The 17,798-nt window shown below is 71.3% G+C and carries 13 protein-coding genes and 1 tRNA gene; 5 read left to right on the top strand and 9 right to left on the bottom strand.

Annotation, left to right across the window (positions count from 1 at the left end; all coding sequences use genetic code 11):
- Nucleotides 1-90: 90 nt before the first annotated feature.
- Nucleotides 91-849 carry an SDR family NAD(P)-dependent oxidoreductase gene (locus AB0J91_RS30325; protein WP_363875760.1) on the bottom strand — a complete coding sequence of 253 codons (759 nt, stop codon included), beginning with the start codon at nt 847-849 and terminating at the stop codon, nt 91-93.
- Between the two features lie 116 nt (nt 850-965).
- Nucleotides 966-1,922: an aldo/keto reductase gene (locus AB0J91_RS30320; RefSeq protein ID WP_363875757.1), complete on the bottom strand. Its 957-nt coding sequence runs from the start codon at nt 1,920-1,922 to the stop codon at nt 966-968.
- A 160-nt stretch (nt 1,923-2,082) separates the two neighbouring features.
- On the opposite strand from AB0J91_RS30320, the gene AB0J91_RS30315 reads away from it, so the two are divergent.
- Nucleotides 2,083-3,390, top strand: coding sequence for a UDP-glucose/GDP-mannose dehydrogenase family protein (locus AB0J91_RS30315; protein ID WP_363875754.1), 1,308 nt, complete (start codon nt 2,083-2,085; stop codon nt 3,388-3,390).
- Between the two features lie 150 nt (nt 3,391-3,540).
- Entirely contained in the window at nt 3,541-5,343 is a 1,803-nt protein-coding gene (locus AB0J91_RS30310; RefSeq protein ID WP_363875751.1) for a gamma-glutamyltransferase family protein, read from the top strand.
- A 2-nt stretch (nt 5,344-5,345) separates the two neighbouring features.
- Here AB0J91_RS30310 and AB0J91_RS30305 read toward each other — a convergent pair whose 3' ends face one another.
- The 5 genes from AB0J91_RS30305 to AB0J91_RS30285 all read right to left on the bottom strand — a co-directional run bounded on the left by AB0J91_RS30305 (nt 5,346) and on the right by AB0J91_RS30285 (nt 10,561).
- The gene (locus tag AB0J91_RS30305; protein WP_363875748.1) at nt 5,346-6,482 is read right to left on the bottom strand and encodes a glycerate kinase; all 1,137 of its coding nucleotides are present in this window, start codon (nt 6,480-6,482) and stop codon (nt 5,346-5,348) included.
- A gap of 18 nt (nt 6,483-6,500) precedes the next feature.
- Nucleotides 6,501-7,922, bottom strand: a complete 1,422-nt coding sequence (locus tag AB0J91_RS30300; protein ID WP_363875745.1) for an SLC13 family permease — start codon at nt 7,920-7,922, stop codon at nt 6,501-6,503.
- Between the two features lie 248 nt (nt 7,923-8,170).
- Nucleotides 8,171-8,833 carry a response regulator transcription factor gene (locus AB0J91_RS30295; protein WP_363875742.1) on the bottom strand — a complete coding sequence of 221 codons (663 nt, stop codon included), beginning with the start codon at nt 8,831-8,833 and terminating at the stop codon, nt 8,171-8,173.
- Complete coding sequence (locus tag AB0J91_RS30290) at nt 8,830-10,308, bottom strand: ATP-binding protein (RefSeq protein ID WP_363875739.1); 1,479 nt, start codon at nt 10,306-10,308, stop codon at nt 8,830-8,832. Before AB0J91_RS30290 ends, AB0J91_RS30295 begins: the two co-directional genes overlap by 4 nt.
- Nucleotides 10,277-10,561: a hypothetical protein gene (locus tag AB0J91_RS30285; RefSeq protein ID WP_363875736.1), complete on the bottom strand. Its 285-nt coding sequence runs from the start codon at nt 10,559-10,561 to the stop codon at nt 10,277-10,279. The genes AB0J91_RS30290 and AB0J91_RS30285 overlap by 32 nt, the downstream gene beginning before the upstream one ends.
- A gap of 139 nt (nt 10,562-10,700) precedes the next feature.
- On the opposite strand from AB0J91_RS30285, the gene AB0J91_RS30280 reads away from it, so the two are divergent.
- A complete protein-coding gene (locus tag AB0J91_RS30280) occupies nt 10,701-13,922 on the top strand; it encodes a glycosyltransferase (RefSeq protein ID WP_363875733.1) in 3,222 nt (1,073 codons plus the stop codon).
- 78 nt (nt 13,923-14,000) lie between these two features.
- Here the strand turns inward: AB0J91_RS30280 and AB0J91_RS30275 are convergent, their stop codons facing one another.
- Entirely contained in the window at nt 14,001-15,239 is a 1,239-nt protein-coding gene (locus tag AB0J91_RS30275; RefSeq protein WP_363875730.1) for a hypothetical protein, read from the bottom strand.
- A gap of 221 nt (nt 15,240-15,460) precedes the next feature.
- Here AB0J91_RS30275 and AB0J91_RS30270 point away from each other — a divergent pair, with 221 nt between their 5' ends.
- Entirely contained in the window at nt 15,461-16,879 is a 1,419-nt protein-coding gene (locus AB0J91_RS30270; protein WP_363875728.1) for an acyltransferase, read from the top strand.
- Between the two features lie 20 nt (nt 16,880-16,899).
- A complete protein-coding gene (msrA, locus tag AB0J91_RS30265) occupies nt 16,900-17,556 on the top strand; it encodes a peptide-methionine (S)-S-oxide reductase MsrA (protein ID WP_363875725.1) in 657 nt (218 codons plus the stop codon).
- Between the two features lie 149 nt (nt 17,557-17,705).
- Here msrA and AB0J91_RS30260 read toward each other — a convergent pair.
- Nucleotides 17,706-17,767 (bottom strand) — tRNA-Gly (locus AB0J91_RS30260).
- Nucleotides 17,768-17,798 lie beyond the last annotated feature (31 nt).

Raw genomic sequence — 17,798 nt, 5'->3', positions numbered from 1 at the left:
CCGGGCGTCAGGCGGTTGTGGTCCGAACTGACCGGTCACAACGGTCACCGATCACGGACGGTTCGGACCAGAACCGCCCACCACCGGCGGTCAGCGGGGCGCCATGCGGAGGGCTCCGTCCATTCGGATGACCTCGCCGTTGAGGTAGTCGTGCTCGACGATGTTCAGCGCCAGCTGCGCGTAGTCCTCCGGGGTGCCGAGGCGCTTGGGGAACGGGACGCCGTCGGCCAGGCCCTGCCGGAACTCGTCGCTGACGGTCGCCAGCATCGGGGTGTCCACGATGCCGGGTGCGATCGTCATGACCCGGATCCCGCTCGACGACAGGTCGCGCGCGGCGGGCAGGGTCAGGCTCGCGACGCCGCCCTTGGACGCGGCGTAGGCGGCCTGCCCGATCTGGCCGTCGTAGGCCGCCACCGACGCGGTGTTGATCACCACGCCGCGCTGCCCGTGCCGGTCGGCCTCGGTCTCGCCGATCGCGGCGGCGGCCAGCCGCATGACGTTGAAGCTGCCGAGCAGGTTGATCTCCAGGACCTTGCGGAACAGGTCGAGGTCGTGCACGCCCTTGCGGCCCGCGATGCGGGCGGACGGGCCGATTCCCGCGCAGTTCACCACGATCCGCAGCGGGTTGCCGGAGCCCGCGGCCTGGTCGACGGCGGTCTGCACCTGGTCGGCGTCGGTGACGTCGGCCGCGGTGTAGGTGATGCCGTCGACGATCGGAGCCTTCTCGATCGCGCCCGGCAGGTCCACCGCGAACACCTTCGCGCCCCGCCCGGCCAACGCCCGCGCCGTCGCGGCCCCGAGCCCGGAGGCACCGCCGGTGACGATCGCTGCGGTGTCGGTGATCTGCATTGTCGCTGTTCCTCCTCTGGAGAGTTGTGGTCAACCTGCTTCGCGGTGCCAGCTGCTCAGGCGGTGAAGAGAAAGCGGCCTCGCCGCTTGAACCGCCCTGAATCCTGTCGTCGGACTCACGCCGCCGGGCAGATGCTGTTCAGCGTCGCGAGGTCGTCCGGTCCCGGAACCCAGTTCGCGCTCTGCGCGTTGGCCTGGACCTGGTCGGGGGTGGTGGCTCCGGCGATGACCGAGGCGACCGGGTCCTGCGCGGCGAGCCAGCCGAGCGCCACGGTGCTCATCGTGATGCCGCGCTGCTCGGCGAAGATCCGCAGCTTCTCGATCCGCCCCCACGGCGCGTCGGACAGCAGCTGCGCGCGTCCGGCCAGCCTGCTGTCCGCCGGAGGTATCTGGTCACGTCGGTACTTGCCGGTCAGCAGGCCGTTGGCCAGCGGGAAGTACGGCAGCAGACCGAGGCCGAAGCGCTGAGCGGCGGGCACGACCTCGCGTTCCACCTCGCGCGAGAGCAGCGAGTAGTGGTGCTGGCTGGACACCGGTGCGGTCAGGCCCGCCGACTTCGCCGTCCAGGACGCGTCGGCGACCTGCCAGCCGGGCAGGTTGCAGTGCCCGACGTAGCGGATCTTGCCCTCCCGGACCAGGTCGTCGAGCACCGAGAGGGTTTCCTCCAGCGGTGTCAGCGGTTCCGGCCGGTGCAGCTGGTACAGGTCGATCCAGTCGGTTCCCAGCCGTCGCAGCGAGGACTCCACCGCGCGGCGCACGTAGCGGCGGGAACCGCGGGCACCGAAGTCCGGGCCGTTGGTGCCCTGCATGTCCATGCCGAACTTGGTGGCGATGACCGCCATGTCGCGCCGCCCGGACAGCGACTGCCCGAGCAGCTCCTCGCTGCGTCCGCGAGGTGAACCGTAGGCGTCGGCCACGTCGAAGAAGGTGATGCCGGCATCCAGCGCCGCGTCGACGACGGCGCGGGCTCCGGCGAGGGTTTCGGTGGCGGTTCCGGGTCTTCCGAGGTTGTTGCAGCCGAGACCGACCGCGCTCACCGCTAGACCCGATTCCCCCAGACGTCTCTGATCCACGCGCGCAGCCTAAACGGCAGGTTCCCAACTCGTCACCTGCGACATATAGCTCGTGAACTCTGAGCGAAGCGGGTTTTCCCAGCTCGAAGATGTGCCACGATCGATTTTCGAGGGGGCAGAGGCGACCGCCTGGTCGTACGAGGTGAAGGGGTTGGGGCCTGTGTTCGCCCGTCGAATCGTCGTTGTCGGCACCGGGTACGTCGGACTGACCACCGGTGCGTGTCTGGCTTCGCTCGGCCACCGGGTGGTCTGCAGCGACGTCAACGAGGAGAAGGTCGCCGAGCTGTCCCGCGGCGAGGTCCGCATCCACGAGCCCGGCCTGGCCGAGCTGGTGCAGGAGGGGATCGCCGCCGGGAGGCTGGAGTTCGTCGTCGGTTCCGCCGGTGCGGTCGCCGAGGCCGAGGTCGTGTTCCTGTGCGTGCCGACCCCGATGGGTTCCGGCGGCGCCGCCGACCTGGCCGTGGTGGAGGCCGTCGCCCGCGAGGTCCGCGGCGTGCTGCCCACCGGGTGCGTGATGGTCACCAAGTCGACGGTCCCGGTGGGGACGTCGAAGCGGCTCGCCGAGCACCTGGGCCGCGAGGACGTCGCGGTGGTCAGCAACCCCGAGTTCCTGCGCGAAGGTTCGGCGGTGCACGACTTCCTCAACCCGGACCGCATCGTCGTCGGCTCCGACACCCAGGACGCCGCTGAGCGCGTCGCCGCCCTCTACGCCCGCCTGGGCGCGCCGACGGTGCTCACCGACGCGGCGAGCGCGGAGATGGTGAAGTACGCGGCGAACTGCTTCCTGGCCACCAAGCTGTCCTACGTCAACGCGATCGCGGAGCTGTGCGAGCAGCTGGGCGCCGACATCACCGACGTCACCGAGGGCATGGGCTACGACCGGCGGATCGGCCAGTCGTTCCTGCAGCCCGGACCGGGCTGGGGCGGTTCCTGCCTGCCCAAGGACACCGCGGCGCTGCTGCAGGTGGCCGAGGCGGTCGAGTTCGACTTCCCGCTGCTGCAGGCCACCATCTCGTCCAACTCCCACCAGCGGCAGCGGATGGTCGGCAAGGTCCGCGAGGCCTGCGGCGGTTCGCTGGACGGCGAGCGGATCGGGCTGCTGGGCCTGACGTTCAAGGCGGGCACCGACGACCTGCGCGACTCGCCCGCCCTGGAGGTCGCCCAGCTGCTGGGTGAGCAGGGCGCCGAGCTGATCGCCTACGACCCGGGTCTGCGCGGCGACGAACCGGAGCTGCCGGTCGGGCTGACGCTGGTCGACGACCCGTACCAGGCGGCGAAGGGAGCGTCGGCGCTGGTGCTGCTCACCGAGTGGCAGGAGTTCCGCGCCCTGGACTGGAACCTCATCGCCGAAGCCCTCAACGGTCTGGTCGTCGTCGACACCCGCAACCACCTCGACCCCGACGTCCTCCGCCGAGCCGGCCTCTCTTGGCGAGGAGTCGGCCGAATGCCGGTCGCCGCCCTCTCCTGATCCCCGGAGGTGACCCGGATCACTGCCGTAATCGGCACCCGGAATACGGCGGTGATCCGGGTTGGCCACGTCGAAAACCGGTGTGGCGTGGGGGACGAGGGGTGGGTTTCGACTCTCGTCATGGGGGTGTCGGAGATCTAGGGTGGGCGGGTGTTCACGACTCGCCCGGAGCTCGCCGGTACTCATGGGATGGTCGCCTCGACGCACTGGCTGGCCTCGGCAGCGGGGATGGCGGTGCTGGAGGACGACGGGAACGCCTTCGACGCAGCCGTGGCGGCCGGATTCGTGCTGCAGGTCGTCGAACCGCACCTCAACGGGCCGGGCGGTGAGGTCCCGGCGCTGTTCGCCACCGCCGCCGACCCGCGACCGCGCGCGCTGTGCGGGCAGGGGCCGGCGCCGGCCGGGGCGACGATCGAGCACTACCGCGACGAACTCGGCCTGGACCTGATCCCGGGCACGGGACTGCTGGCGACCACGGTGCCCGGCGCTTGGGACGGCTGGCTGACGCTGCTGCGCGACCACGGCACCAAGACGCTGCGCGAGGTGCTGAGCTACGCGATCGGCTACGCGCGCGGCGGGTGTCCGATCGTGCCGCGCATCAGCGACACCATCGGCCTGGTCGCCGACATGTTCCGGCAGCACTGGCGGACCTCGGCGGAGCGCTGGCTCAACGCGGACGGCTCGGTGCCGGAACCGGGTTCGGTGGTGCGCAATCCCGTGCTCGCCGACACCTGGGAGCGGCTGCTGTCCGAGGCCGAGTCGGTGACCGGCCGGGAGGCGCAGATCGACGCCGCGCGCCGGGCGTGGTCGCAGGGGTTCGTGGCCGAAGCCGTGGAGGAGTTCGCGCGGATCCCGCACCGGGACAACTCAGGCCGCGATCACGCGGGTGTGCTCACCGCGCAGGACATGGCGGAGTTCGAGACGACCTACGAGCAGCCGCTGACGGTCGACCTGCCGGGCGGCTGGACGCTGGCGAAGTTCGGCATCTGGTCGCAGGGACCGGCGCTCGCCCAGCAGCTGAAGCTGCTGGAAGGCCTGCCCGTGTCCTACGCCGACGGTGTTCCGCCGGTCGACGTGGTGCACGCGGCGGTGGAGGCCACCAAGCTCGCGTTCGCCGACCGCGAGGCGTGGTACGGCGACTCCGCCGACCCCGGTGTGCTCGCCGACCTCGTCTCCGACGAGTACGCCGCGCAGCGCCGCGACCTGATCGGCGCGACCGCGTCGCTGGACCTGCGGCCCGGCTCGCCCGGCGGACGCACGGCCGAATTACCGGCGTTCGTCGCCGAGAGCCGCGGTGTGGGCGGGCTGTCGGATCCGAGCGGGGTCGGCATCGGCGAGCCGACAGTGCTGCCCAACGGTGAGAGCCGGGGCGACACGGTGCACATCGACGTCGTGGACCGCTGGGGCAACATGATCTCGGCGACCCCGTCCGGCGGGTGGTTGCAGTCCTCGCCGACGATCCCCGAACTCGGGTTCTGCCTGGGCAGCCGCGCCCAGATGTTCTGGTTGGAAGAGGGGCTGCCGAACTCGCTGGTGCCGGGCAAGCGCCCGCGCATCACGTTGAGCCCGTCGCTGGCGCTGCGCGGCGGCGTTCCGGCGCTGGCCTTCGGGACGCCCGGTGGGGACCAGCAGGACCAGTGGCAGCTGTGCTTCTGGCTTGCCCACGTCCACGGCGGGCTCGACCTGCAGGCCGCCATCGACGCACCCGCCTGGCACAGCACCGCGTTCCCGCGCTCGTTCTACCCCCGCGAGTGGGAACCCGGTGCTGTGGCGGTGGAATCCCGCCTCGGTGCCGACACCATCGCCGCGCTGGGGGCCCGCGGGCACCTGGTGGAGGACAACGGTCCGTGGTCCCTCGGCCGCCTCTCCGCGGTGTCCCGGGATCCGGAGTCGGGCCTGCTCAAGGCCGCCGCCAACCCGCGCGGTGCGCAGGGATACGCGGCGGGCCGCTGAGCTCACGCGGCCGGGAGGGTGGTTCCGAGCAGCAGCATCCGCAGGGTTCGGGCGGTCGCATCGGTGATGAGCGCCGGGGCTCTGGTGATGGCGTCGGGCAGCGCCACCGGGCCGGTGAGGATTCCGGTGATGGCGTCGATCCCGTGCTCGTAGCTGGTGTCGGCGCCCGGTCCGATGGTGCCGCACAGCGCGATCACCGCTTTGCCGTGCTGCTTGGCGCGGCGCGCGACCTCGGTGGGGATCTTGCCGAGCGCGGTGGACGCGTCGATGGCGCCTTCGGCGGTGATCACCAGATCGGCGGTGCGCAGCCGCTGATCCAGATCGGTGCTGGTCAGGAACACGTCGAAGCGGGATTCCAGGCGTGCTCCGAGGACTCCGGCGAGTCCGGCGGCCAGTCCGCCCGAAGCCCCGGCGCCGGGCAGCTCGGCCAGGCCGGGGTCCAGCAGCCGCGCCCAGTTCGACATCGCCGAGGACAGCAGCTCGACGTCCTGCGCCGAAGCGCCCTTCTGCGGACCGTAGCGGCGGGCCACCCCGTCCGGTCCGCACAGCACGTTGCGCGGGTTGACGGCGACCGTCATGTCCACTTCGGACAGGCGAGGGTCGAGGCCGGAGGCGTCGACGTGGCGGGCGCGCAGCAGCTCAGCGCCACCGGACCCGATCTCCCGGCCGGCTTCGTCGGTGATCCGCACGCCCAGGGCCTGCAGCGCACCGGCGCCGCCGTCGCAGATGCCCGAGTCGCCGCAGCCGATGACCAAGCGCCGCGCTCCGGTTTCCAGCGCCGCGCGGATCAGCTCGCCGACGCCCCGGCTCGTGGTGCGGCCCGGTTCGCGTTCGCTGGGCGGGACCAGCGATAAGCCCGCCGCGGCGGCCATCTCGACGAACGCGGTGTCGTCGTCGAGCAGCGCGAAGTGGGCCGCGACCGGATCGCCGACCGGACCGGTGACGGTCACCGGCACGAGCGTGCCGCCGGTGGCGCGGGCGAGCAGCCGGGCCGAACCCTCACCACCGTCGATCAGCGGCACGGTGTCGACCACGCTTCCGGGGATGACCCGTCGGATGCCTGCCTGGATCGCGTCGGCGACCTGCTCGGCGTCCAGGCATTCCTTGAAACCGCTCGGCGCGACGACGATGCGGAACATTCTTTCCTCCACGGTGGACTAGACGGACAAACCCAGCAGGGGCCAGACGAGCAGGGAGAACAGCAGCACCAGCGCGGCCGTCAGCGGCCCCAGGACGACCGCGAGCCTGCGCAGCTCGCGCGGCTCGTAGTGCTCGGCGAACATCGCGAGGGGCTTCGCCGAGGACGGCAGGGTGTGGCAGAAACCGGCCGCAGCGGTCGAGGCGAACGCCACCGCCATCGGGTTGGCGCCGACGGCCAGCGCCGCCGGCACCAGCAGCGGGATCAGCACCGCCGATCGCGCCGACCGGGACGCGACCAGCAGGTGCAGCGCGGTGCTCAGCGCCACGACCGCCACCAGCAGCGCCACCGGACTGTCGCCGACCAGCGCGTGACCGGCGATCCAGCCGGCCGCGCCCGAGTCGGTGAGCGCGGTGCCCAGCGCACCGGTCGCGGCCATGAACAGCAGCAGCGACCAGGGGATCTCGCCGACGGCGGCCTTCATCGGGACGGTTCCGACGCGGGGCGAGGTGACCAGCAGCGCCGCGCCCAGCGCGATCAGCGCGGGCGGCAGCCCGTGCCAGGACTCGGTGCTCCACAGCAGCACCACGACGCCCAGCAGCGTTCCGGCCCTGACTTCGGCCGGCCGCAGCCGTTCGGGCACGTCCAGCAGCGCGCGCAGCTCTGCCACGTCGACGCGCAGCGGCGTCCGCCGGTCCGCGCCGCCGGTCCACAGCACGAGTTCGGCGGCCAGGTGTGAGCTGACCAGCGCGAACGGCAGTCCCCAGCACAGCCACCAGCCGAACTGGATGCCTTCGCCGGTGGTCGCCGCGAGCACCTGGCTGGTGATCAGGTGCGCTCCGGCTCCGGTGAGGGTGGCGACCGCGGACAGCAGGATCACCACCGGCACGAGCAGGCCGACCGTCCGGACCAGCCGGTCCGGCAGGGCGGACGCCAGGCCTCGGTGCAGCGGCACGGCCATCGCCGCCCGGCCGCTGGTGCTCGGGATCAGCAGCGCGGTGCCGACCAGGCCGAGCGTCAGCAGGTGGCACAGCGACCGGGGTGATCGCGCCCGGCCGGCCAGTCCGAGGGCCAGCCGCGCGGGCAGTCCGGTCCGGTTGATCCCGGCGGCCAGCATGAACGCGGCCACCAGCAGCCAGATCTGGTCCTCGCCGAGCGCGGCGAACAGCCGCTCGGACTCCAGCACCCCGAGCACCGCGAGCACGGCGGCGGCCAGCAGTGCGACGAAGGTGTCGTCGACCTTCGCGCGCGTCCACCCGATGATGGCCGCGCCGAACACCACGAGCGTCAGCACGGCGTCTCGGCTCAACGACCCGTCGAGCCCTTGGGCCGGGACGGTGAGCACGGCCAGGACCCCGAAGACGCCGACGCCGGCGAGGGTGAACGCCACGGCCCATCCCCACCCGGCGACCGGGTCTGCTTCCACGCTGTTGACCTGCACGAGGAAGACTCTCCGGGGCCGGTCTGAGACTTCCGTGAACCTCCGGTGAGAGCGCCTTCATCCAGGGTTCTCCACAAGTCTGTGGATAGAGTTATCCACAGGCATGTGAGCTGCGTTGATGGTGACCCTCAGGCGTGGTTATGCACAGTTGTGGACAGACTTATCCACAGCTGTGCACATCGCTCGCGGGCGCTTTTCCACACCGCGCGCCCCGCCTCGGCCACCAGCGGGTTCACGCCTCCGGCGTCCTAGCCGCCGAGCCGGTAGCCCATGCCGCGCACGGTTCCGATGTGGCCGTTGCCGATCTTGCGCCGCAGCGCGCGGACGTAGACGTCGACGACGTTGGAGCCGGGGTCGAAGTCGTAGCCCCAGACGTGGGAGAGGATCTGCTCGCGGCTCAGCACCTGGCCGGGATGCCGTAAGAACAGCTCCAGCAGCGAGAACTCGCGGGCCGTCAGGTCCACCGTGCCGGTGGGGACCTGGGCGCGGCGGGTGCGCAGGTCCAGCGACAGCTCGCCGTCGCGCAGCACCGTGACCTCCTCGGCGCGCTCCGCCGAACGCAGCCGCAGCCGGATGCGGGCCAGCAGCTCCTCGAAGCGGAACGGCTTGGTCATGTAGTCGTCCGCGCCGCCCTCCAGGCCGGCGACCGTGTCGTGCACGGTGTCGCGCGCGGTCAGGATCACCACGGGCAGCGCCACCCGCTTCGCGCGCACCTCGCGCAGCACCGCGAACCCGTCGCGGCCGGGGAGCCCCAGGTCCAGCACGGCCAGGTCGTAGCCGCCGTCGACCAGGTGGTGCAGCGCGGTGTCCCCGTCGGCGACGACGGTGGCGGTGAACCCGTTGGCGCGCAGGCCCTTCTCGATGAACGCCGCGATGCGCTCCTCGTCCTCGACGATCAGGATCTTGCTCATGCCTCGTCTCCCGTGGTCTTCGCGGGCAGTTCCAGCCGGAAGGTCGCTCCCGAACCGGGCGCGGAGCGGACCAGGACCCGGCCGTCGTGCGCGTCGGCGATGGCCCGGACGATCGCCAGGCCCAGCCCGGCCCCGCCCTTGCGGCCGTTGCCGTGGCTGAAGCGCTCGAAGATCTTCTCCACCTCGGAGGGATCGACGCCCGGCCCCTCGTCGCTGACCCACAGCTCGACGGTGCCGTCGCCGGCGGCGGAGCCGATGCGGATCGTCGACCCGGCGGAGGTGTGCTGCACCGCGTTCTGCGCCAGCTGCACCATCGCCTGGGTGATCCGCTGCCCGTCGAGCGAGAACTCGCCTTCGCCCATCTCCGCCAGCACCCACCGCCGGTCGCCCAGCGACCGCACCTTCGCGTCGATGTCGCTGGTCAGCTCGGCCAGCGACACCTCGGTGGGGGAGACGAAGTCCGGCCGGTCGGCCTTGGCCAGCACCAGCAGGTCGTTGACGATCCGCGTCATCCGGTCCAGCTCGTCGGTGCACAGCCGCACCACCTCGTCGCGCTCGGCGGGATCGACGCCGATCAGCTCCAGGTTGCCGCGGACGATCGTGATCGGGGTGCGCAGCTCGTGGCCGGCGTCGTCGACGAACTGCCGCTGGATGCGGAACGCGTCCTCCAACCGGTCCAGCATCGCGTTGAACTGGTCGGCCAGCGCGGCGATGTCGTCGCGGCCCTCCACCGGGATGCGCCTGGTCAGGTCGTGCTCGGTGATCTCGGCCGCGGCCTGGCGCACCGCCCGCACCGGGGCCAGGATCAGCCCCGCCACCACCCAGGAGATCAGCGCGGCCAGCACCACGCCCAGGGCGCTGACCAGCAGCAGAACCCGGACGCTGCGGTCGACCTCGGCGGTCTCGGCCGCGATGTGGTGTTCGACCACGAACCAGGCGCTGCCGCCCTGCGCGGTCTCGGCGCGCACCTTCACCCAGCGAACCGGGCCGGCCGGGGTGTCCAGATCGCCGTGCGCGCGCGGGTCGTCGATGATCCGCTGCAGCACGGTCCGGTCGTGCGCGACGGCCTTGATCGGCTCGGTCTGCTCCTGCGAGACCACGCCGAGACCGCGCGCGGCCGGCCACGCGCCGATCAGCGCCTCGTCGGTGTCCGGGTACTGGTGGCCGAGGTAGTTGTGCAGCAGCGTTCCCGGGTCGGCGAACATCCGGCCGCTGACCGGGTCCTGGCCGCTCTCGGCGAAGGCCACGAACTCCTTCGCCTCCTGCTCCAGCGAGCTGGTGACCCGGCGGTCGACCTCGTCGTGCAGGTATTCGCGGACGATCACTATGACCGTCAGCAGCACCAGGACCAGCACCAGCAGCAGCCAGCCCATGATCTGAGCCCTGGCGGGAACCCGGGTGCCGCGGCGACCGGCGAGCCTGGTCAGCGGGCGGGTGGGCGAATCAGTCGTCATGGCCGTCCGTCGCGTCGTCATCGTCGTCATCGTTGGGCGCGGGCGGCGGCAGCTCGGCGGGCGGGGGCGGCACGTCGGACGGACCGGGAACGACGGGCACCGGCACGTCCGCGGACGGCCCGCGGCTGCTCGGGCTGGGCGTGCTGCCGACGCGCACGCTCTCCGGGATCTCGGGCGAGCGCACCCCGCCGGTCAGCGCGAAGCTGACCAGCACGGCGACGATGGGCAGCGCGAGGGCCGCGAGCAGCAGGACTCCCCGGGGAACGGAACGCATGCACCCACTCTGACCTGTCGGGGACAACCGCGGGTGAAACCGGGATGAGAACGTCCTCATGTTCCTCGCCCGAACCGGCCGCAGCAGCCTGCCGAGGGGCGATAACCTGCGAGCGGATTCACAACTCGGTGAGGGGCCCATGGACGAGCGGCTGATCGACTGGACCGGGGAGCGCTGCGTGCCCTGGACCGAAGACGTGCAGGTGGTTTACGAGCACTACCACCGGTACGCCCTGGCAGCCCCCTTCGCGCGGGGCAAGCGGGTCCTCGACCTCGCCTGCGGCGAGGGCTACGGCGCCGCGCTGCTGGCCGCCGGGGGAGCCGAGGTCGTCGGCGTCGACATCGACGAGCGGACCGTCGCGCACGCCCGGCACAACTACGCGGGCCGCGACGTGAGCTTCGAGGTCGGTTCGATCACCGACCCGGACCTGCTGGCCGACGCCAAGCCGTTCGACGTCGTGGTGTGCTTCGAGGCCATCGAGCACGTCGAGGACCACGCGGCGGTGCTGCGGCTGGTCCGGTCGCGGATGAAGCAGGGCGGGCTGTTCCTGTCCAGCACCCCGGACACCGCCGTCTACACCCACGAGCACGGCAACGACAACCCGTTCCACGTCAAGGAGCTCAGCGCCCGCGAGTACGAGTCGATGCTGGAGGAGTCCTTCCGGCACGTGGCGGTGCTCAAGCAGAACGTCACCGTCGGATCGCTGGTGGTGCCCGCCGACCACGGCGACCGCGACACCGCGATCGAGGGCGTCCGGCTGCAGACCATCGAGCGCAACGAGGCCGGTGACTGGGCGGTCAGCCGGGGAGTCCCGCACACCTACCTGCTGGGCGTGGCCTCCGACAAGCACCTGCCGAAGCTCCCCGCGGCGGCGGTGCTCACCGACGCGAAGCTGACCCTGGCCCGCGCGGGCGACACGGCGGCGCTGATCGAGCAGCGCGACGAGGCGGTCGCCGACGTGGCCAAGCTCAACGAGCTCTACCAGCGCAGTCGCGACGAGGCCGAGGAGCTCAAGGGCGCCATCGCGCGGCTGGAGGAGCTGCGCAAGTCCGAGGAGCAGCGCGCCGACGTCCACAACCGGGAGCTGGCCGAACTCCGCGAGCAGCTGCGCGAGCGCGGTCTGCAGGCGCAGCGCGACGCCGCCCGCGTGGAGTGGCTGCGCGACACCGCCGCTCGTCTCGAAGGCAAGCTCGCCGACGCCGAGAGCCGCGCGGAGCGGCTCACCGCCGAGAACGCCGAGCTGTCCGCGCAGAACTCGGCGCTGGTGCAGCGCGCGGTCGGCAAGTACCGGAAGGTCGTCGAGCGGGTCGCCCCGCGCGGCACCACCCGTCGCGACGCCTACGAGATCGCGCTGGGCCGCAAGCCCGGCGTCCCGGCGGTCGCCGAGCAGGCCGAGACCGGGCCGCTGCCGGTGCCCTTCAGCGATTCCCCGCTGGTCAGCGTGATCGTTCCGGTGCACGGCAAGTGGTCCTACACCCGCCAGTGCCTGCGGTTCCTCGGCGGCCACCTGGTGTCGGTGCCGTTCGAGGTGATCGTCGTCGACGACGCCTCGCCGGACGACAGCGCCGAGAAGCTCGCCGCCTGCGAGGGCGTGCGGCTGGTGCGGGCCGAGCGCAACCTCGGGTTCATCGGCGCCTGCAACCTCGGTGCCGAGCACGCGCGCGGCGAGCACCTGTTCTTCCTCAACAACGACGCCGAGGTCACCGAGTCCTGGCTGGACGTCCTGGTCGACACCATCACCTCCGATCCGCGGATCGGACTGGTCGGCGCCAAGCTGGTGTACCCGGACGGGCGGCTGCAGGAGTGCGGCGGCATCGTCTGGGCCGACGGCAACGGCTGGAACTACGGTCGCGGAACGGACGGTGGCGGCGCGGAGTTCAACGTGCTGCGCGACGTCGACTACTGCTCCGGTGCGGCGATCCTGGTGCGCGCGGAGCTGTTCCGCCAGGTCGGCGGCTTCGACACGAGGTTCGCGCCCGCCTACTACGAGGACACCGATCTGGCGTTCGCGATCCGCGCCGCCGGATACCGCACCGTCGTGCAGCCGAAGGCCGTGGTGGTGCACCACGAAGGCGTCTCCAACGGCACCGACATCGGTTCCGGGGTGAAGAAGCACCAGGAGCTCAACCGGCAGGTCTTCGTCGAGAAGTGGGCGGACGTGCTGCGCGCCGAGCACCTCCCGGAGGCGTCTCCGCGCAACCTGTGGCTGGCGCGCCAGCGCGGCGCGCGCGGTCACCGCGGTCCGATCGTGCTGGTCAAGGACCACCAGGTGCCGCGGCCGGACTTCGACTCGGGTTCGGTGCGGATCTTCCGGGTGCTGGAGCAGCTGGTGGAGCTGGGGTACCGGGTGGTGTTCTTCCCCGCCAACCACGCGCCGCTGCAGCCCTACACCGAGAACCTGCAGCAGATCGGCGTGACGGTGCTGCCGCAGCCGGAGCTCCAGCAGGCGTTCCTGCACGAGGCGGGGTCGGAGATCTCCCTCGCGCTGCTGTCGCGTCCGCAGGTCGCGTGGAGCCTGGTCGAGGAGCTGCGCACCCGCGCACCGCAGGCCGTCATCGCCTACGACACCGTTGACGTGCACTTCCTGCGCCTGGAGCGGGAGGCCGAGCTCGCCGAGCGGCAGGGCGAGGCCGACCGCGCGGAGGCGCTGCGCCGCAAGGCGTTCGCGTCCAAGCAGATGGAACTGGGCCTGACCAGGGCCTGCGACGTGACGCTGGTGGTCTCCGAGACCGAGCGCACGCTGCTGGGCGAGCTGGTGCCCGAGGCCGATGTGCGGGTGCTGTCCAACGTGCACGAGATCGACCACGCGCCGGTTCACGTCGAAGGACGCCGCGACGTGGTGTTCGTCGGCAGCTTCGACCACCCGCCGAACGTGGACGCGGCACGCTGGGCCGCTCGGGAGATCATGCCGCTGGTCCGCGAGCAGTGCCCGGACGCGGTCCTGCACGTCATCGGCAGCAACCCGACCGACGAGGTCCGCGCCCTGCAGGGGCCGGGGGTCGAGGTGCACGGCTGGGTCGAGTCGGTGGAGCCGCACTACGCGCGGGCCCGGGTGACGATCGCTCCGCTGCGCTTCGGCGCTGGGGTGAAGGGCAAGGTCGGCGAGAGCCTCGCGGTCGGGGTCCCGGTGGTGGGCACGTCGGTCGCGATCGAGGGCATGCACCTCAAGCCGGGTCAGGACGTCCTGGTCGCCGACGACGAGGAGTCCTTCTCCGTCGCGGTGACCCGGCTCCTCACCGAGGACGAGACCTGGTCGGCCCTCGCCGAATCGGGTCGCACGGCCGTCGAGGCCCAGTTCGGCCCGACAGCGTCGCGAACGGCGCTCAGGTCACTCCTCACCAAGCTCGACACCACCGCCTGATCCGGGGCCGCGTCAGCGCGAAGAAGAACGGCCGCTCACCTCGGAGTTCGAGGTGAGCGGCCGTTCGAGCGCGGCGGCTTATTCGGTGACGGTGGGCGGCGTCTGGGTGAGCTGCTGGTCGAGGACGGCCTTGAACGACTGCTGGGCCGCGTCCTTCTGCTCCGGCGGGCCGCTGACGTCGATGATCACCGCGTAGTTGTGCGCCACGTAGGCGGTGCGGAACGTCGATCCCGTGGAGACCACCGAAACGCCCTGGTAGGAGAGGTCTTCCATCTCGGTGAGGCCCTGCTGCGCGGACAGGTACTTGTCGACGACGGTCTTGGCGGCGTTGGTGTCGGGCATCTTCAGCGCGAGCAGCGTCGTCTTCGGCTGCGCGCCTTCGGTGCCGTTGAACCAGCCCTCGACCAGGCCGTTCTGGAACGCGGTGTCGAGCACGGTCTTCGGCTGCAGCAGTCCGCCCTTGGCTCCCTGCAGGTTGGGCAGGTCCAGCAGCCCGACCCACGGGTGCGCCGGGCCGTTCGCGGCCACCAGCACCTCCTGCGTCGTCGCCGGCGGCGCCTTGGCGGCGGGCGGTGCGGGCAGCTGCGTGGTGGTCGGCGGGGGAGCGGCGGTCTCGCGTTCGGGCTGGTCGCCGCCGCTGCTGGTGAAGTAGAACACCACCGCGACGATCACGACGACCAGCAGCACGGCACCGATGGACAGACCGGCGATCAGCTTGCCCTTGCCGGACTTGCCCGCGGACTCGAAGACCTCCGGGCCCTGCCGCATCCAGGACGCCTCGCCGGAGTCGCTGGAACCGGGCAGGTCATCGCCCCACGGCGTGCCGGTGGTCTCCACCGGCCCCCAGCCCTGCTGGCCCTGCTGCTGACCGGCCCACGGCGGCTGCGACTGGCCCCACTGCTGTTGCTGCTGCGGGTTCTGCGGCACGCTGACGATCTGGGTGCTGTTGGAGTCCGCGGGCGGCTGCTGCTGTTGCTGCTGGTGGAACGGGTTCGGCACGACCTGCGTGGCGTCGTCGCCCTGCTGCTGCGGCTGCTGCTTGGCGGCGTCGCCCCAGCTGAACGCGGGCGGGAACGGGCTCGACGGCTGCTGTTGCTGCTGGGCGGGCTGCTGCTGCGGGAACCCCCCGGACGAGGGATCAGCCTGTTGTGTCTGGTCCTGCTGCGGGAAGCCGTCCGGGTTCGACTGCGGTGGCCCGGTCTGACCGCCCTGCGCCCTGCCCAGCACGGTGTCCCTGCGCTGTCGGTACTCTTCGGCGGAAATTCGTCCCGCCGCGAGTTCGGCGTCGAGGTTCTGCAACTCGTCTTGCCAGGTCACCGATAGCGCCCTTTCCGGATTTCCATGAACGCCGCTGCTGCGAACGACGCCATTCTGGCACTGAGCGACAGGTTCGCGGTGCACCGGCCGAATAACGATACGGTCTGCGGTCTGGTCCGGACGGGTGTCCGGGTTGTAAAGGGTCCCGAACCGCGGAGACCCCGGCTAGGCTACGCAGCGTTGACGTCCGAGTCGGGCGCGAATCGATGGGGTGATCCGGGTTGAGTGTTGCGCGCGTCGTGCACGCTCGCCCAGAGTTGTTCGCCGCCCCGAACCACGGCTTCGCCTGGATCCGCATGATCGGTGCGCTGCTGGTCATCTACGGTCACAGCTCCCCCCTGGTGGGCAGCGGCGAGCTGTTCCCGCCGGAGTGGCCGGTGCAGCCCGACGAGGGCGTGCTGATGGGGTTCTTCGCGCTCAGCGGTTTCCAGATCACCGAGAGCTGGATGCGCGATCCGCACGCGCTGCGCTTCGCGGTCAAGCGGGTGCTGCGGCTGTGGCCGCCGATGCTCACGGTGTCGGTCGGCATGGCCCTGATCGTCGGCCCGGTGATCACCACGCTGCCGCTCGGCGAGTACTTCCGCGCGCACGAGACCTGGGGCTACATCGTCAACAACGCGGGTCTGCTGACGTTGCGGCACGACCTGCCGGGGGTGTTCGAGAACAACCCGTGGCCGGACGCGGTCAACGGTTCTCTGTGGACGCTGCCGATGGAGCTGCTGGCCTACGGCGGCCTGTTCGCGCTGCTGCTGCTGGGCACGGCCAAGAAGGACTTCCGCTGGTTGACGGTGGTCGCGCTGATCGGCCTGATCGCCTGGGACCGGCACCTGGAGCAGACCCCGGGCGCCGAGTCGGCGGGTTCGCTGCTGAGCGTTCCGGTCGAGTCGCTGGTGGCGTTCCTGGTGGCATTCGCGCTGGGCGTGCTGCTGAACCTCTACCGGATCCCGCTGTCGCCGCTGGCCGCGGGCGCGGGCCTGGTCGTGCTGGTGGTGATGGGCAACAACATCACCGCCTCGGCGTTCATGGCCTTCGCGGTCAGCTACGCCGTGATCGTGGCCGGGCACTTCTGGCCGTCGCGGCTGACGGTTCCGGGCGTGTGGGTCAACGGCAGCTACGGCGTGTACGTCTGGGGTTTCCCGGTGCAGCAGCTGCTGGCGATGGCCGGGATCGGCAACCAGTGGCTCATGCTGCTCTGCGCCGCCCCGATCGCCTACGTCCTGGGCACCCTGTCGTGGAAGTACGTCGAAGACCCCACGATGCGGCTGCGCCACCTCCTCGACACCGCGCCCGCGAAGAAGCGCGAACCCGAACCGGAGCCCGATCCGGAGGACGTTCCGACCGAGAAGTCCCTCCCCCTGCCCGAACCGGCCGTTCACCGGGTCCCAGACCGGCCCGAACGTCCCCGGTACGCGCCACCGCGCCCGCCGGTGGGCGGTGCGCAGCGGCCCGTCGGACCGCCGCCGGGCCGGGCGTACCCGCCGGACCGGGGGTTCCCGCGCCGCCTGCCGCCGGAGGAGTCGCCGTTGTCGCGGCGGTTGTCCGGTGAGATCGACGAGCAGCCGCAGGGCAGGCACGCGCGCCGACCGATGCCGCCGGAAGCGGGTCGCCGCGGCGATCCCAACCGGCTGGATCGCCGTTGACCACCGCGTACCCTGGAAACATGTTCGGTGCGAAGCTGAAGATGATCGACCCGTCGTCGGCGCTGCCCGGCCGTGACACGGCGATGCCGGTGGACGAGCGGCACGCGGTGTTCCCGGAGCGTCGCATCGTTCCGCCGTTCCCGGAGGGCCTGGCCACCGCGGTGGTCGGCATGGGCTGCTTCTGGGGCGCGGAGCGCGTGTTCTGGCAGACCGAGGGCGTGTGGACCACGGCGGTCGGCTACGCGGGCGGCTACACGCCGAACCCGAGCTACGAAGAGGTCTGCTCCGGGCTGACCGGCCACACCGAGGCCGTCCTGGTGGTCTTCGACCCGAAGAAGATCAGTTACGCGCAGGTCCTCAAGGCGTTCTGGGAGAACCACGACCCGACCCAGGGCATGCGCCAGGGCAACGACCTCGGCACCCAGTACCGCTCGGCCATCTACTGCGTCGGCGACCAGCAGAAGGCCGAAGCGGAAGCGAGCCGCGAAGCCTTCCAGCAGGCCCTGACGGCGGCGGGCAAGGGCGAGATCACCACGGAGATCGCCCTGCTCCAGGACTTCTACTACGCCGAGAGCTACCACCAGCAGTACCTCTCGGACGCCAAGAACCCCAACGGCTACTGCGGCCTCGGCGGCACCGGCGTCTCCTGCCCGATCGGCCTCGGCGTCGAGAGCTGATCTCCCGCGGAGCGCGATCATGGACGGTTCCGGTCCGACCCGTCCATGATCGATGACCGCGTCGCCCGGCCTGCCGGAGGTCAGGAGTCCCCAGGACGTGAAATAGCAGTGGGGCCGAGGTTGATGACCTCGGCCCCACTGCTGCGAGCGGATGACGGGACTCGAACCCGCGACCCTCACCTTGGCAAGGTGATGCGCTACCAGCTGCGCTAAGATAGGAAGAGCGGGGTGGAGGGGAAGAG

The sequence above is a fragment of the Saccharopolyspora sp. NPDC049357 genome, from assembly GCF_040677225.1.
GTDB lineage: Bacteria > Actinomycetota > Actinomycetes > Mycobacteriales > Pseudonocardiaceae > Saccharopolyspora.
Note: the sequence above shows the minus strand (reverse complement) of the source record. Positions and strands in the feature narration are given on the sequence as shown.